Origin of the sequence: Leptospira fletcheri (assembly GCF_004769195.1) — a bacterium.
GTDB classification, from domain to species: Bacteria; Spirochaetota; Leptospiria; order Leptospirales; family Leptospiraceae; genus Leptospira_B; species Leptospira_B fletcheri.
Genome location: NZ_RQET01000004.1, coordinates 191847 through 207132 on the forward strand (window position 1 = coordinate 191847; position 15286 = coordinate 207132).

12 protein-coding genes, 1 tRNA gene and 1 pseudogene are annotated in these 15286 nt (G+C 46.4%); 8 read left to right on the forward strand and 6 right to left on the reverse strand.

Going from position 1 to position 15286, the window contains the following annotated elements; all coding sequences use genetic code 11:
- Positions 1 to 3: 3 nt before the first annotated feature.
- Both EHO60_RS17370 and EHO60_RS04250 read right to left on the reverse strand, forming a co-directional pair.
- Positions 4 to 1290: pseudogene (locus EHO60_RS17370) on the reverse strand (DEAD/DEAH box helicase); the annotation flags it as partial.
- 371 nt (positions 1291 to 1661) lie between these two features.
- A complete protein-coding gene (locus EHO60_RS04250; RefSeq protein WP_135766930.1) occupies positions 1662 to 2366 on the reverse strand; it encodes a 7-carboxy-7-deazaguanine synthase QueE in 705 nt (234 codons plus the stop codon).
- Positions 2367 to 2616: 250 nt separating this feature from the next.
- On the opposite strand from EHO60_RS04250, the gene EHO60_RS04255 reads away from it, so the two are divergent.
- Positions 2617 to 5154: a response regulator gene (locus tag EHO60_RS04255; protein ID WP_135766931.1), complete on the forward strand. Its 2538-nt coding sequence runs from the start codon at positions 2617 to 2619 to the stop codon at positions 5152 to 5154.
- A gap of 95 nt (positions 5155 to 5249) precedes the next feature.
- On the forward strand, positions 5250 to 6560 hold the full coding sequence (locus EHO60_RS04260; protein WP_135766932.1) for a formylglycine-generating enzyme family protein: 1311 nt from the start codon (positions 5250 to 5252) through the stop codon (positions 6558 to 6560).
- A gap of 30 nt (positions 6561 to 6590) precedes the next feature.
- Here EHO60_RS04260 and EHO60_RS04265 read toward each other — a convergent pair whose 3' ends face one another.
- Positions 6591 to 7388, reverse strand: a complete 798-nt coding sequence (locus tag EHO60_RS04265) for an SDR family oxidoreductase (protein ID WP_135767943.1) — start codon at positions 7386 to 7388, stop codon at positions 6591 to 6593.
- A gap of 119 nt (positions 7389 to 7507) precedes the next feature.
- Between EHO60_RS04265 and EHO60_RS04270 the strand changes: the two genes are divergently transcribed.
- The 5 genes from EHO60_RS04270 (at position 7508) to EHO60_RS04290 (ending at position 11695) form a co-directional block, all read left to right on the forward strand.
- A complete protein-coding gene (locus EHO60_RS04270; RefSeq protein ID WP_135766933.1) occupies positions 7508 to 8149 on the forward strand; it encodes a DUF2889 domain-containing protein in 642 nt (213 codons plus the stop codon).
- Positions 8150 to 8189: 40 nt separating this feature from the next.
- Positions 8190 to 8261 (forward strand) — tRNA-Thr (locus EHO60_RS04275).
- Between the two features lie 131 nt (positions 8262 to 8392).
- Positions 8393 to 9574 (forward strand): M23 family metallopeptidase, encoded by a 1182-nt coding sequence (locus EHO60_RS04280; protein WP_135766934.1) that lies wholly within the window; start codon positions 8393 to 8395, stop codon positions 9572 to 9574.
- A 34-nt stretch (positions 9575 to 9608) separates the two neighbouring features.
- Positions 9609 to 10625 carry an AEC family transporter gene (locus EHO60_RS04285; RefSeq protein WP_135766935.1) on the forward strand — a complete coding sequence of 339 codons (1017 nt, stop codon included), beginning with the start codon at positions 9609 to 9611 and terminating at the stop codon, positions 10623 to 10625.
- Positions 10589 to 11695 carry an ankyrin repeat domain-containing protein gene (locus tag EHO60_RS04290; RefSeq protein WP_246028131.1) on the forward strand — a complete coding sequence of 369 codons (1107 nt, stop codon included), beginning with the start codon at positions 10589 to 10591 and terminating at the stop codon, positions 11693 to 11695. Before EHO60_RS04285 ends, EHO60_RS04290 begins: the two co-directional genes overlap by 37 nt.
- On the opposite strand, the gene EHO60_RS04295 is transcribed toward EHO60_RS04290, so the two are convergent.
- Together EHO60_RS04295 and EHO60_RS04300 are read right to left on the reverse strand one after the other, a co-directional pair.
- Positions 11692 to 12246, reverse strand: a complete 555-nt coding sequence (locus tag EHO60_RS04295) for an LOG family protein (protein WP_135766936.1) — start codon at positions 12244 to 12246, stop codon at positions 11692 to 11694. The genes EHO60_RS04290 and EHO60_RS04295 overlap by 4 nt on opposite strands.
- A 42-nt stretch (positions 12247 to 12288) precedes the next feature.
- Positions 12289 to 13212, reverse strand: a complete 924-nt coding sequence (locus EHO60_RS04300; protein ID WP_135766937.1) for a cation diffusion facilitator family transporter — start codon at positions 13210 to 13212, stop codon at positions 12289 to 12291.
- Positions 13213 to 13348: 136 nt separating this feature from the next.
- Between EHO60_RS04300 and EHO60_RS04305 the strand changes: the two genes are divergently transcribed.
- Positions 13349 to 14617, forward strand: coding sequence for an LA_2444/LA_4059 family outer membrane protein (locus tag EHO60_RS04305; RefSeq protein ID WP_246028132.1), 1269 nt, complete (start codon positions 13349 to 13351; stop codon positions 14615 to 14617).
- 55 nt (positions 14618 to 14672) lie between these two features.
- Here the strand turns inward: EHO60_RS04305 and EHO60_RS04310 are convergent, their stop codons facing one another.
- Positions 14673 to 15191, reverse strand: coding sequence for a DUF6580 family putative transport protein (locus tag EHO60_RS04310; protein WP_135766938.1), 519 nt, complete (start codon positions 15189 to 15191; stop codon positions 14673 to 14675).
- Between the last annotated feature and the right edge of the window lie 95 nt (positions 15192 to 15286).

Sequence of the window (15286 nt, forward strand, 5' to 3'; positions counted from 1 at the left end):
ATCGTAGTTGAAGAGAACGTTCGCAAACTGCAGATTCCGACCTTCTCCCCCAGCTTCGGTACAGATCAGTATTTCGGAGGACTTTCGGAATTCCGTGATCGCATCCTCTTTTGCGTCCGCACTTAGAGATCCGTGAAACAAAGTGACTTTATAATCGGAAAGACTTGCGGCTAAAAAATCCTGTGTACTGCGGAATTGCGTGAATATTATGAATTTAGGATGACCTTCCTTCTTTAACTTCGCGATCGTTTCCTTCAGTTTTTGGGACTTGCGATCTTCCTTGATTTTTTTGCCCAACAGAATCAACCGATTCAAAGAAAGCAACTCCCGGCGAAGGTTGGCTAGATCCGCAGGCGCGGATTCCTCCAGGTCGGATACGAAATCTTCCACACCTTCCGTTTCGTCGAAATCCCAATCCTCTAATCTCTTTTCGATGGATTTCAAGTGATGGAGTCGATTTTCCAGCATGAACTTTCTTTTGGAAAGAGCGGACAACAACGCAAAGACCGAAGAATCCAATAATTTCTGGAATACGATCATCACGAAACCTACCGCCCGATTTTGGGTCCGCATCGCCAAATTGTATTCCCTTCTTACGTATTCCGTCGTCTCGTCGTAGAATTGCCTTTCGATAGGAGAAAGTTCGATCTTTACTGTTTTAGCGAATCGTTTCGTAAATCCCCCGACTTCCACCTTTCTGCGTCTCAACAGAACCTTGGAAATTTTTTCCTTCAAGTCCGTTTTGCCGCCGATCACATAATCGTTTACGAAAGTATTGTACGGACCGAGAAGATTGGAATCGATCAGATGGACTAGATAAAAAAGTTCCTCCAGCTTACCGCGGAACGGAGTTGCCGTGAGCAAAAGAAGGCATTCGCATTTTTTGGCGATCTTTTCGGCAAAAAGATACGCCCGGGTCACCTTGTGATAATCCCGCCTGAGTCGATGGGCTTCGTCAAAAATCACGATATCCCATTTTGTTTTTAGGATCTCTTCGGCGTATTTAGGATTCTTGATAAAATCGACGGAAGTGATTACGTGTTTGAAGTTCTTCCAATTCTTCTCTCCAGAGGCGAGAAAATTCCTTCTCTTCACGATCTCGAAGTCCTCGTTGAATTTATTCTTCAACTCCTGTTGCCATTGGACCAACAAAGGAGAAGGAGCCACGATCAAGACCTTCTTATAACCTCGCCTGAATATAAGCTCCTTCATGACCAGAGCGGCTTCTATGGTTTTTCCTAGTCCGACTTCGTCGGCTAAGATAAATCTCGGCTTCAGAGAATTGACCACTACATACGTGGATTCAATCTGATGCGGAAGCAATCTAGTACGGGAATTGGAAAGCGCCGATAGTTTGTCGTACGCATGTGTAAGTTTCAGTTCGAAGGCGGTTCGACAAAGATCCAAAGTCTCCGGATTTCCGGGAGATTGTAAAAAAGGTGTCGGATAGGAACCGATGATTTTCAGATGCGGGGAATTTTCCGAGATCGTTTTCCTTACATTCGCTTTCGGAAAAAAAATCTTAACCTTTCCCCCCTCGGCTCCTTCTATTTTAGCGATCCCGAATTCCGGCTCGTTTCGTAGATAACAAAAATCTCCTCTGTATGCGGAGGGAGATTCCGAATCGAAGTCCAAACTTAGCTGTAATGTCGATTCCAAGTTCAAACCCCTCTCTTATCCCCCCAAATGTATTTATGAGTCTGTAGGGATAACCTCAGTTTTGACGCACCGCTTTTCTGAATCCAATCCACCAAAGTCTCCGGAGACAATTCTCCGAAAACGGGAGACGCCAAAAGGTTCCCCTGCAATTCGAAACGTTCCACGATTTCCAAACAACGCACGAAATCCCTCTCATCCCGGATCACGAATTTAAGTTCATCCAACGGGTCTCTTCTTTCATTCAAAAAATGTAAATTCTCATGGAGCATTTTTTCTTCCATTCCCGAACCGGGAAGTTTATAATCTAAGGTAAAGATCATATCCTCCAGATCGGAAATCGGCTCGGCACCGTTCGTCTCGATTCTAACCCTAAGAAAACGACCATGACGTCTTCTCTCTTCCTTCAATCTTGCAGCCAAAACCCGTGAGAAATTCCGATTGCCTCCTTCCAGCGGTTCTCCTCCGGTAAAAAGCACCTGTACCGGATCGGCGGAAAGCTTCCGAATTTCGGAAAGAACGGATTCGATGTCCATCTTCTCTCCCGCATTCGGGGAAAGTGCGTAGGGAGTATCGCACCATAATTTTCTGGAGCCGTCCATTCCGCAACGGAGAGAACAACCCGCAAATCGAACGAATATTGTAGGCAGTCCCGTCGAGATTCCTTCTCCTGAAACGGATAAGTAGATTTCGTGAATTACGGAATTCATTTTATAGCGAGAGGTTCGTTCGTACAACCGTTTTCCGGATCTTTTAGGATTGTACTAAAAAAACGATCCTTCGGGAATACCAAAATGTCCGAATTCCGTTCCCAGTCAAGACCCGATGGAAACGGAATCGAAAAAAAGGTTGAGACAGTTCGGAGCCGGGTGTAAAAAAGTCAATCTCCCCTTTTAGGCCTTTTTTCCGAAAAATGAGTGCGGTTGAATAGTTTTGATACTCCTCGAAAAAAAGAACCAAATGCCGTTGGAAGGGAAAGTTCGACTCGCCTTCTCTCTCGTGGCCATCCTCATGCTCGGAGGCTTCCTTTTTTCTTTCTGGATTTTAACGGAAAGAGAAAACGCAGCAGATTGGATACACCATACTTACGACGTACTCAGAAAAATCGATCGAGTAAAGGAATCGATCCGCGAAGTCCGATTTTTTTCCGAAGCGGGTACGCCGATTCAACTGAAGACCCAACTGACCGATCTGGAATCGGAACTGAACCGACTCGCGAAATTGGTAAGCGACAATGAATCGCAAACCGTAAGAATCGATGCGATAGCTAAGGAAATCGGGAATTTGAAAGCCCAGGATCCCCGCCTGAATAACACGGTGATCAAAAAATTGGAGGAAACTCTTTCGAAAATGAACGAAGAAGAACTTCGTTTATTAAAAATTCGGAATGAAACTTGGCATTCCTACATCGTAAACAGTTATATAACGCTATCTTCCATGCTATTCGGAAGCATACTCGTTATAGCGGCAAGCGTACATTTAATCCGAAAAGATATAGGTGGGAAAAAACAGATTACCGATCGGTTGATACAAAGCGAGTCCAGACTCCTTTCGATTCTGGATGGGCTTCCGTCGGCGTTCACCATGCTGGACACGCAAGGGAGAATCCTGTATCATAACCAGGTTTTTGCGAAAAAATTCCTGGATCCTACATATGAAAACCTTCTGAATCTGAGCAAATTGTTCGGAAGGGAAAAGTCCGCTTATATAGAGAGAATGTCGGAAATGTCTCTGTCTAAGCTTTCTCCCATCGAATACGAACTCGATTTGCCCATCAAAGACACGATCCGTACGTTTCATTGCATCAATCTCCCATTGATGGACATAGAAAAGAAACCGTATGCTATCTGTGCGTTGTTTACGGATATAACTGTCCGGAAAAATTACGAGGATGATCTTAAAAAAGCGAAGGACGAATCGGAAAGAGCCAATCAAGCCAAGTCGGAATTCCTTGCGATGATGAGCCATGAGATCCGTACGCCTATGAACGGAGTCATTGGAATGACCGAGTTACTTCTGGATTCCGGAATTCCGAATGAACAAAGAGAATACGTAGAGATTATACAAAAAAGCGGGGAAAGCCTTTTAGGAATCATAAACGACATATTAGATTATTCTAAAATAGAATCCGGAACTCTCAGCCTGGAGATCGGCGAATTCTCGATGCAGACCGTCGTGGAGGAAACTCTGGATCTATTCCGCTCCAACGCGGCGGAAAAAGGGTTGGACCTGATCAGCTATCTGGATCCCAACGTGCCGGAAAAGGTTATGGGGGACAAATTAAGACTCAGACAGGTTCTGATCAACCTATTCGGAAATGCCCTGAAGTTCACCGAAAAAGGGGAAATATTCTTATCGGCGGAACTCTGCAAGCGGGACGGAAATCTTTGTACGATCTTATTCTCCGTTCGCGATTCCGGTATAGGAATTCCGAAAGACAAACAGAAGGAATTGTTCAATCCGTTTTACCAGGTGGATACGAGTTCCACCAGAAAATACGGAGGTACCGGATTGGGATTGTCCATCTCCTATCGCTTGATCGAGATGATGGGAGGCAAAATTTGGCTCGAAAGCGAAGTGGGAAAAGGAACGATCTTTTCCTTCGAGATCCAGGTGGACGGCATTGTATCCGACAGTAAGAAGATCTCCGAGCCGAGCCATCCGAGTCTGGAAAACCGGAAAGTGATCATTCTCGACGACAATTCTACGAATCTGAAAATCCTCGCCCATCAATTGCAGTCTTTGGGTTTGATGACTTTTTCTGCCAGCTCGAAGAAAGAGGTTCTATCGTTACTCGAAATGGGAAGCCAACCTGAATTGGCGATTTTGGATTACGACCTTCCCGATACGACCGGCATAGAGATCGCTCAGGATTTGCGAAAACGGAATTTTCTGTTTCCGATGATCCTTCTCTCTTCTTCCGCGCTGGATGCAAAGGAGAGAGAAGAAGTCCTCCGTCTTTTTGTAGGTCAATTGAGTAAACCGATCAAGAAACGGGAACTCGAGGAAATCGTGACGGACATTCTCGTTGGAGGAGGGGAAAAAGGGAAGGCGAACCAGACTTCCTCCTATCTGGAAAAGCAAAAGGAGCTCCTGCAGAATACGTTTCCGTTCCAAGTGTTGGTGGCGGAAGACAACGAAATCAATCAAGCCTTAGCGAAACGGATTCTGCAACGACTGGGCTATGAACCTGCCATGGCCGTAAACGGTAAGGAAGTCATCAATCTCCTAAGAGAAAGAAAATTCCATGTGATTCTAATGGACGTTCACATGCCCGAAATGGACGGAATCCAGGCGACCCAAATCATACGGAATACTTGGTCCCAGGAAGACCAACCCTATATCATAGCGATGACTGCCGCAGCCATGCAAGGAGATAGGGAGATCTGTTTACGGGCGGGAATGAACGATTATGTTTCCAAACCGATCGTGTTCGAAGAGCTTATCCATTCCTTACGAAAAGCGGGAAACTCTCTCTTCCCGAAAGCAAAAACTTAAAAATCGGTTTGCCAGCGGGAAAAATTTGCCGATGGAATAGATAAACGGAATTTCCCTAAAATTCCGCGGACAAACGCGCGCTCGACGAAAAGAATATGATTCGGAAACGTTTTCTACTTGTACTTCTATTCTGCATTCTCTTACTTCCGTGCGTCGGAAATTCCCAGGAAAATGAAAACTCGGATCCAGATACGCGTAAAACCATTCTCTGGACCGGAGAAGTCTTGGGTGTCTATAGAAATAAGGGAAAAGTAAAGATCCGAATCGAACGGAATTCCTACTTCGCAGATCGTGACGAGGAGGAAATCCGCGCAGTGTTGGATGTGGGCAAAAAATTTCCCCTCCTTCGAAAACCGAAAATGGAAGAAGTCGGATCCTTTTCCATCGAGACCGTAGAAATCGAACATGAAAAAAGAGGGAGAAAATCCTTCCCGAGCACTGTGGAATTAAGAGGATCCTTTTCCCTGAGCCCGAACCTACCGGATCGTCTCCTATCCGCCGGAATCCTTGTCGGGCATTTCGGAAAAGAAAAATTTTATCAGGATCCTGTGGTCTTTGATTCGACGGATCTCGTTCGGAATCGTCTTCCGAAATCCATTTTGCACCCGAAAGACGGAAAAGAGATGGTACTAGTCAACTCCGGTTACGAATCCAACGGAAAGATACTCTATGAACAAATGGGTTATTTCCTTTTCGGCCAGGGAGACGAACCTTCGGAAGACAGTTTCAATCCGAATTTTGAAATTCCGGGAAGAGACAGTTTGGAGGAACTCCCTTCCTATTATATGGATAAATACGAGGTTACCAACAAGGAATATTATAAATTCATAAAGGAAACCGGAACTCCTCCTCCGTCGCATTGGGAAAACGGGACTTTTCCCAGTGGAAAAGAATACCACCCTGTGGTCAACCTGACCTATCGAGAAGCGGAACTCTACGCAAAATGGTCCGGAAAACGGATACCCACCGAATTCCAGTGGGAGAAAGCCGCTAGAGGCACCGGACTGACTTGGCGCTTGATGAAGGACGAAAGCTATGAATTCGTTTCAAGTCCGCGCGAGTATCCGTTCGGTTCCGAATACGATTCCGAGTTATGTAACACGAGAGAAAGCGGCAAAAAGGCAACCGTCTCCGTTTATAATCTCCCTGCAAAAGGACAAAGCCCTTACGGAATCATCGGGATGTGCGGAAACGCTCCGGAGTGGACCAGCTCCCCTTATCTTCCTTATAAAGGACATAGACTTTCCTCGATCCGATTCGGAAAACACCTAAGAGTGATCCGCGGAGGCTCCTATAGCTCCGACAAGGAGGAAGCCAAAGTGCACTTTCGAGATTATGGTGGAGTTCCGAATCTCTCTTCCGATAGGAAGGCCGGGCTTCGGCTCATCATCGACGCGAAACGTTAGAGAAGAAATATTCCTGTATTAGGATTTTACTCAAGTCACTCTGCTCTTTAATAAAATTTTATCCAAAATCTCCGGAGAAAATCGGCTCAAGAACAAACCGAATTTCTCCTTAAACCCAGCCGGATAAAGATCCCGTTTTCGGGACTCGATCGCTTTCAGGATCTGACGAGAAACGAATCTAGGTTCCAATCCTCTTTTCTGTCCCTCATCCAGAATTCCGTGAGGAGAACCGTCCGCGGAAAAAGCCTTAATCGAAATCTCCGTTTTTACGAATCCGGGAGAAACGGTCAGAACATGAATTCCTGATTCGGAATTTTCCAACCGAATACTATCCATAAACGCCTGAACTGCGTGTTTACTCGCCGCATATCCGGAACGATACTGGGTAGCGAATTTTCCTTGGATGGAGGAGACCGCAACCACGTGTCCGTTGGTTTGTCTCAGATCTTTTTCCAGAGATCGATAGAGATACACCAAAGGATAATAATTGGTGTTCATAATGTCCCGAAAAACCTTGAGATCCGTTTCCGCAGCCAAAGCCCTCATAGTGACTCCGGCATTATGAATGAATCCGTCCACGCTATGGACTTTTTTGCGAAAGTCCTCGATCGCTTTTTTCAATTCGGATTCGGAAGTCACGTCGGCAGGAAGTACGATCATTCTTTCCGGGTGCAAAACGGAGTTCTTCAAATCTCGAAGGATTTCTTTTCGTCTCGCGATGACCCCGACTGTCGCGCCGCGGTCGGACAATTCCTCCGCTAAGGATTTGCCGATCCCGGAGCTTGCGCCAGTTACCAAAAAAACCTTTCCTTCGAAATAGGAACTCATATCGGACCGGATCGTTAACCCCGCAAAATGATAAGGAAGATTCCTAAAAAAGCAAATCAAAACGGAGTAAAATCCTTTCTGACTTTGCTTGCCTGAAAAAAACTGAACAGGGGGAAAACATGGCACTTTCTCAGCTTAAACAAAAAATCCGATTCAAGGATTGCGGTTTCCAAAGAAGATACGAGAGCAGGTACTATTGGTTTCCGGAAGAATCCCCACCTTCTTGTCTGATTGAAGTCAGCCAGAGGGATTCTTACCACGACATGAGTCTCTATATGTTGATCAACCTTTCAAATATGAAGATCATCGATATCGATGTGGAGGAAGACAGAGTCCCGTACGAAACCTGTCCGAACGCGATCAAAACCTATTCCTATCTGATCGGAGAGGAAATGTCCTATGGTAAGATTATGAGGAAATTTCCAGAAGATCGAACAGCCGGGTGTCTTCATATAAACGAATTATTGCAGAATGCGGCTCAAAGTTTCAGTTCCGCGTACGCCTTTTTTCTGAAGGAGAGGAATTTCCCTCCGGAATTGGACGAATACCGGATGTATGCGGGAACTTTGGATGCGAAAAGTAGAAGAGAAATCGGTCGTCATTGGTGGATGAAAGACAAGGGAGTGCGAAACTCCTGCCATAGCTTTTCCTCTCAACACGAGACTCCGGAACTGAAAGAGCAGGTGAAACCTCTTGACAGTATTACGGCCATGATGGTAAAAGAATTTCGAGGGTCCCGAAAAGATCGGGAGTCTCCATAAAAAGCGGATCCTAGTAAAAAAAATCGATCCGCTGAAAACCGCCCGCTTAGCTCAGGGGTAGAGCATTTCCCTCGTAATGAAAAGGTCGCCGGTTCAATTCCGGCAGCGGGCTACCCTATTCTTCCACGATCACCTTCTCCACAGCAGACAAAGAAAGAAACGATTCTCTTGTCTTGGGAAATATTTTGACTACACATTCTGTGTCAATACGGGAGATTCGATAGTCTAAATCTTCCTGAGACTATGCGAAACGGAATTTTGCTTCTACTCTTTCTGACATTCGTCTATTCCGTAGCCGGAGATCCCGTAGAATCCTGCGATTCCAAACAAGTATGCTACAGCATCGAGCCCGGCAATTCTGACGGTTCCATTTTTCTCCGGGCAAAATGGCTCCCACCCGAAGCCTATTTCACGGTCTATCTTACGGTTTCGGGTGAAAACACCGTTACGAATCCGAAGACTCCCCTGTCCGTCGTTCTACAAGGTCCGGAGCACAAAAAAGCGACAGACCTAATTAAAATCGATCCGACTCTCGGATTTTCTCCGCACGTCAGCATGGTTTCCTATTATGGAAAATTGCATGCGATTCACGACGATACCTATGTTTACAGGCTTCCGTACGAAGGAAAAACTTGGGTATCCGTAGGTTACAATTCCGGAAACGAACATAGAGGGGACGCAGCTCAATCCATAGATTTCCAAATGCCGGAGGGAACTCCTATTCTAGCGGCAAGAGACGGAACCGTGGTGGAAACGGAAGAAAAGTTCGAAGAAGGCAGAATAGATCCGATTCTCATCGATAAGGCAAATCGAGTCATCATCGCCCACTCCGATGGAACCGTCGCCATTTACGGTCATCTAAAAAAATCGGGAGTTTCCGTCTCCGTAGGGCAAAAAGTGATCGCAGGAACTAGGATCGGCTTTTCGGGAAATACCGGTTATACAAGCGGTCCTCATTTGCATTTCGAGGTTTATGCTCCCGAAGAAAACCGGAGAAAAAAATCCTTTGCGACCTTATTCAAAACCGAATCGGGGGAAGCGGAATTTCTAACCGAAGAAAACGCCTACTGGTATCCGGATGATCAAAGATTTCCCGGGTTTCCGATCACGGATTTAGGTCTACTTTGCATCAGTAGCACTCGCCCTCAAACGGACTCCAATTCGGAATGTCTGAATAAGGTACCTGTTCAAAAAGATTTCTACTTATCCATGCCTATTTATAAAAGCGGTCCTTACGAATTCGAAGCTAAGTTATTCCGTTCAGGAGAAAAAAAACCGATCCTGGAGTTTTTGGACAAGATCCCGGCAGGAGTCACTTCCGTTTCCTGGAATTTCCCGCCGATAACGATAAAAGGCAAATACACTCTGCGCATCCGTCTCGGAGAAAAGGAGATCGGGGAGAAAACGTTTCAAATCCTTCCTTGACCGGACCGTAAGAGACTGTAATAAGGGACGGTCCATGTCCAATTTTATCGTCATAACGATCTGTTTTACGGCCGGAATGATGGCCCGCCGCTGGGGGAAGTTTCCACCGGATTCCCATCGCGTTCTGAACTCCTTCCTCATCACGATTTCCCTTCCCTGTTTGGAATTTGTCCCGCTCCGGCGTGCCGCGTTGGACGATCATTTTTTAGTTCTTGCTGCGATGCCCTGGTTCCTTTTCGGAACTTCCTTTCTTCTCTTTTCTTTTTTGGAAAAACGTTTGCGCTGGGATTTTTCCACCACAGCATGCCTTTGCCTTTCTGCCGGATTGGGAAACACTTCTTTCCTAGGTATTCCGCTCATCGAAGTTTTTTACGGAAGAGATTCGGTTCCGACTGCGGTGGTAATCGATCAATTGGGGACGTTTTTGACGCTTTCGATCCCGGGAACTTACTTGGGAACCAAGGCGGCGCTGGCAGCGAATTCCGGAAAAAGTTTTACGGATCTTTTAAAACGAATCCTTTCCTTTCCGCCTTTTTGGGGAATGATCATCGCTCTGCTAAGTAGACCTTTTTCGTTTCCTCCGGAATTCGAACAGGCGATTTCCAAAATCGGAGATACACTGACTCCTTTGGCTCTTTTTTCCGTCGGATACCAACTTATCGGAATGCGAAAACTTAATTCGGACGTTCCGGATGCCGAAAATTTCTCGGGAGCAGTACGGGCGCCGTTGGCATGGGGTTTGGTTTATAAACTGATCTTGGGTCCTCTTTTGGTTTGGCTCGTATTCGGCGGTTATTATTTTATGATGGGTTCCGATTTTGGACAAAACGTTGGCTCTGTCCGCCTTCGCGACTTTAAGGTGCTGATCTTGGAAGCGGGAATGGCCCCGATGATCACCGGAAGTCTGCTGGCGGCGGAATGGGGATTGAATCCGAGATTGTCGGTTTCTTTAGTCGGAATCGGAATACCGCTTTCCTTCGTTACAACGTTAGGATTGTATTACCTCCTGGAGAAATGGGCGTGGATTGGAACGATCTCTTTCGTGCCGTAAAGACCGGAAATAACGGAACCTTGCGCGCCCTATTGGAGGAAGCGACGACTCGGGACGGGTATTCCGAAGAGTTTCCGGAATTAAGGGATTCCTACGGGTGTGGTCTGCTTTATTGGGCCATCAAAGAAGGGGATAAGGAAGCCGCAAAATTACTTTTGGAATACGGAGCGGATCCGAACGAAACGAGTTCCCGGGGAGAAACCGCGCTTTTGATCGCCCTGGAATCCGAACTTCCCGAATTGGCCGAGTTAGTTTTGAAATACGGAGCGGATCCTTCTCTTCGCGATCAGGACGGGAACACTCCTTTAACGAAGGCAGTTAGCTCCGGAAAGTTAGCGTTGGTAGAATTGTTATTTGAAGTACCGGATTCTGCCCCGGATTTTGAGGATCGGAATGGAGAAGGATACTCCCCGCTATTGCTCGCGATCGATTTGGGAAATTACGAAATCGCGGAATTTCTATTAAACAAAGGAGCGGATCCGAAAAAGAAAAACTCCGAAGGAAGAACGATTCTTCATCTCACCGCTTTACATAATGATTTTGAAATTCTGGACCTGTTCTCGGAAAACCAAGAAGTCAAATCCCTTTTGGAAAACAAAGATCAGGACGGGAATACTCCACTTTTGCTTTCCGCTCTTTATGATTCGGTGGAATGCTTGGACCGATTGCTAAAATGGGGAGCAGATCCTCTCGTTAGAAATTTGGGTGGAAAATCCGCAAAAGAAGAAGCAGATCGGATGAAGTTCCATCACACTTTAAAAACCATAGATACTGCTACGACCCTGCTCTTTTTTAAAGCGGCGGAGGAAGGAAAGCTGGATATCGTCGAAAAGATCTTGAGCAACGGATACCAAGCGGAAATCAGGGACTCGGTCGGCCGGACACCGCTCCTACTTGCCGTTCGCTCCGGAAAGGCCGAGATCGCCGATTTGCTGGTAAAGAATGGAGCTTCCCCCTATTCCAAAGACCAAGAAGGGAACTCTCCTCTCGCATTGGCCGAGCAATCCGAAAGTCCGATGCTGCACCAAGTTTTTAAGCAATTCTTAGAATCGAAGGAAGGCGATTCTTAAATTAATCTGATCCGTTTCAGGATTCGTTCCAGCAGAAGATCAGGGTCGGGATGGATTTCGATCCCGTCCCTGGTTTGTGAATCCAAGAATCCTTCCCCTACCATATGATTCAATTGGTTCAACAAAGGTTGGAAAAAACCGTTCACATCCAGAAGGCCGAGAGGTTTGGAGAACACTCCCAGTTGGTTCCAAGAACTCACCTCGACGAGTTCTTCCAAAGTTCCGATGCCCCCAGGTAAGGCAATGAAAGCCAGAGATTTTTCGTACATGAGCAACTTTCTCTCGTGCATGGTCGGAACTAGAATCAATTCGGTAATATTCTTATGTGCGATTTCCTTCCCGGAAAGAAATTCAGGTAAAACCCCGGTTACCCGCCCGCCTTTCTCCATAACGGCGTCTGCAACAGTCCCCATCAATCCGGACGTTGCTCCTCCATAAACCAAATCGATTCCCTGGGCGGCGATCGAATGACCTATGAATCTAGCTGCCTGCTGGTACTTCGGATCCGTTCCGGGTCTCGATCCGCAAAAAACGCAAATGGCAGGTCTCATTTCCGGGCCAGATTGCCTCTCCTATCAGAGAAGGCAATCTGATTAATAGAAACGGGGCGCCTCCCGGTCCAGGAGCGTACGGCCGTTCCGATTCACTTCCACCGGATCCGGATGAATCAAAACTTCCGTATACGGAAATTCTTCTTTGAGTTCGTCCAGAATAGAATCCAAAATCTTATGACTTTCTTCCAACGTAAGATTCTTGGGCATTTCCAAATGAAATTCCAAGAACCGCCTTTCTCCCGCGGAACGTGTTCTGAGATCGTGATAGCCGAGCACCTGGGGGGATCTTCCTTTTACCACTCGCAAAATGGAATCCCTGTATTCGTGGGAGAGATCCCGGTCCATTAGGATATCCGTACTTTTTTTAAAAATTTCCCAAGCACCCTTTAAGAGATAGAGAGACACTACCGCACCCGCCAAAGGATCCACCCAATCCCAGCCGGTTTGCATTGCCAAAGCCACCGAAAGCAGAACCAGCAGGTTTCCCAACAAATCCGAAACGTAATGCAAATGATCCGCCGAGACCAAAAGAGATCCTGTTTTGCGGATCACGGATCTTTGGTATAAGACCAAAAAGGTGGTCAGAACAAGAGAAACCAACATGACGTACAGGGAAGAAATCTCGGGAATTTCCGCCTTCGGTTTCAAAAAATGCCGAGCCGCATGAAATAGGATCCAACCGCCGGAGACGGCGACCAATAAACTCTGAAACAACCCTGCGATCGCTTCCGCCTTGCCGTAACCGTAGCGATGTTCCGAGTCCGCCGGTCTGGCCGCCTGATGCAACGCGTATAAATTTACGGAAGAAGTTAGAAAATCGAGACCTGAATCCAAAGCGGAAGCTAAAAGTGCCAAGGAGCCTTGAGAAACGCCGACCCATAACTTTAGGACGGCCAATAAACCGGCAGTCACCAAAGAAAATACGCCGGCAAGAATTTTGATTTGATTCGAGGAAGGATTCATGACTTCGTTTCCGCCCCAACACTTTTTCTTTATGTACATATATCCTTTCTTTTTTAATTTCCCAACCCAAAAAAGGATTGGAGTTTCTATTTGGAGGCTTAGGCTTCCGAATTACGAAAACCGAAGAGGTGATCTTTTGAAATCAATCCTAAGAACAAGTCTCGTTTTGCTCTTCTTCCTATCGATGATCTCCTTCTCCTCCTTGCGAGCACAGGGTTCCGCAGACAAAATTCCGGATCCGGACGCTTTGGAGCGGGAAGCGGACGATCTGGAATACAAAGCGGGACGTTCCCAAAACCAGGACGAACGCAGAAAATTGGCTCAAGCGGCCGTAGATAAAAGAAGGCAAGCGGTCGAAGCGAGAAACGCGATTCAGGATCGGGAATTGAGTAAACCTTATACGGCGGGAGTCTTTGAACTGCAATCGATCGCCATGCAATCGACTTGGGCTTCGGAGACGCTGGCCAGGGATCGGAACATAGGCGCCAATACGACAAGTGCGTTGCTGAGCTATTCAGGCTTGTACCAAACCGCTGCAAATAGTGCAAATTCTTTGGGAGTCAATCCGAATCTATTGAACAATAATTTCACCGCGTATTCTAATCCGCAGGGAAATTCCAGAACAGCGTATCCGGTACGATTGTCTTATCTAAGCAAAAACAAGAATTTCGGAATGGAATTGAGTTATCTGGATTTCAGGACCAAACCTTCTTATACTACCTTCGACGGAGTCCACTCCTCTTCGAACCTCTCCGCTATCCAGTTTCATTCTCCCGAGTACAAACGAGTGGATTATTCCTTCAATCTAGCTTGGTATTTTCCTACGGGGACCGGGGCCAGAATCGGACCTTCCCTAGGGGTCAGAAACATCGATATCTATTCCAAAGAGTACGGAAATATTCCCGGAAATTACGGATTCGGTTCCATGAGCGAGAAAGCCGGAGGAATCGGTCCCCAAGCCGGATTCCGGATTTTCAAAAACCTGACCGCGAATCTTCTCGCTCACCTTCGCTTCGATTATTTCAGAACATTAGGACATTATGATAGAACTAGCGCCGGCACGATTCTAGGTCTAGGCGGAAATCCGTATCTGCTGAACACCGGATCTACGAACACGGTAAAAGACAATCTACTCTCTAGGGTAGGATACGAAGTGGATGTGGGTATTTCCCTGTTGAGGACGAGATGGTTAAAATTTACCGTCGGATTTCAATATACGGAAATGGTTTCCCGGGTCAGCGGATACAATTACAATGCCTCCGTGTTCGGCGGAACTCCGGGAGATACTCTGTACCTAAACCAAGTGTCCAAGACTTTGGACCAAACCTCCACGAATACGGGCCTGCAAAAGGATGTTCACGATAAATTTTACGGATTTTATCTGGGAGCTTCGTTGATCCTCTAAAACTCGACAAAGTCGTCGCAAAGGACGACTTTCCTCTTCACAAGCCCGAACTCGTTTAAGCGACTTGTTGTTCCGGAACGAATCCAGACTTCTCCATTAGATAAAAAGAACCGAATAGAGTAGGAATGTAAATCGCGTCTCCTAACAAAGAGTTCTGGAAAAAAGGAATAGCCGCGATATAGCAAGTCGCCAGTCCTTCCGCATCCAGAGAGTACATCCCTGATGTAAGCCAAACGAAAAAGTTGGTCACGATAAAAAAGGCGGTCGAACCTAATAGTCCCGTGATCGCCAATGTTCCTACGGAAAGGCGATTTTTCAACCATCGACCTGTTAGGGCGAATAATACGAACATTCCATAAACCACGGGAACTAAAGCATGAAAGCCGAGGAAAGCATCGCTCAGAGCCATGATCGCTAGAGGTAAAAGAAGGGAGACCCAGCGATTTGCAAAGTACACTCCTCCAAAAAGGGACACGGCAAGTACCGGACTGAAATTCGGGGGATGAGGAAGAAATCGACTTACAACAGCCAAAACCAATAGCGAGACGAGAACTATATTTCTAGATGGAATCATGATAGTTTCCATAGAGTGAATTCACAAACGGCCTCGTCAATCAATTCAAGATCGTTTTTGTTTCGGGAAAAAAGGTAGGAATTCTTATCGGCCCG

Coding starts and splice junctions, on each gene's coding strand:
- EHO60_RS04250 (WP_135766930.1), bottom strand. CDS start 2,366: ATGAATTCCGTAATTCACGAAATCTACTTATCCGTTTCAGGAGAAGGA.
- EHO60_RS04255 (WP_135766931.1), top strand. CDS start 2,617: ATGCCGTTGGAAGGGAAAGTTCGACTCGCCTTCTCTCTCGTGGCCATC.
- EHO60_RS04260 (WP_135766932.1), top strand. CDS start 5,250: ATGATTCGGAAACGTTTTCTACTTGTACTTCTATTCTGCATTCTCTTA.
- EHO60_RS04265 (WP_135767943.1), bottom strand. CDS start 7,388: ATGAGTTCCTATTTCGAAGGAAAGGTTTTTTTGGTAACTGGCGCAAGC.
- EHO60_RS04270 (WP_135766933.1), top strand. CDS start 7,508: ATGGCACTTTCTCAGCTTAAACAAAAAATCCGATTCAAGGATTGCGGT.
- EHO60_RS04280 (WP_135766934.1), top strand. CDS start 8,393: ATGCGAAACGGAATTTTGCTTCTACTCTTTCTGACATTCGTCTATTCC.
- EHO60_RS04285 (WP_135766935.1), top strand. CDS start 9,609: ATGTCCAATTTTATCGTCATAACGATCTGTTTTACGGCCGGAATGATG.
- EHO60_RS04290 (WP_246028131.1), top strand. CDS start 10,589: ATGGGCGTGGATTGGAACGATCTCTTTCGTGCCGTAAAGACCGGAAAT.
- EHO60_RS04295 (WP_135766936.1), bottom strand. CDS start 12,246: ATGAGACCTGCCATTTGCGTTTTTTGCGGATCGAGACCCGGAACGGAT.
- EHO60_RS04300 (WP_135766937.1), bottom strand. CDS start 13,212: ATGAATCCTTCCTCGAATCAAATCAAAATTCTTGCCGGCGTATTTTCT.
- EHO60_RS04310 (WP_135766938.1), bottom strand. CDS start 15,191: ATGATTCCATCTAGAAATATAGTTCTCGTCTCGCTATTGGTTTTGGCT.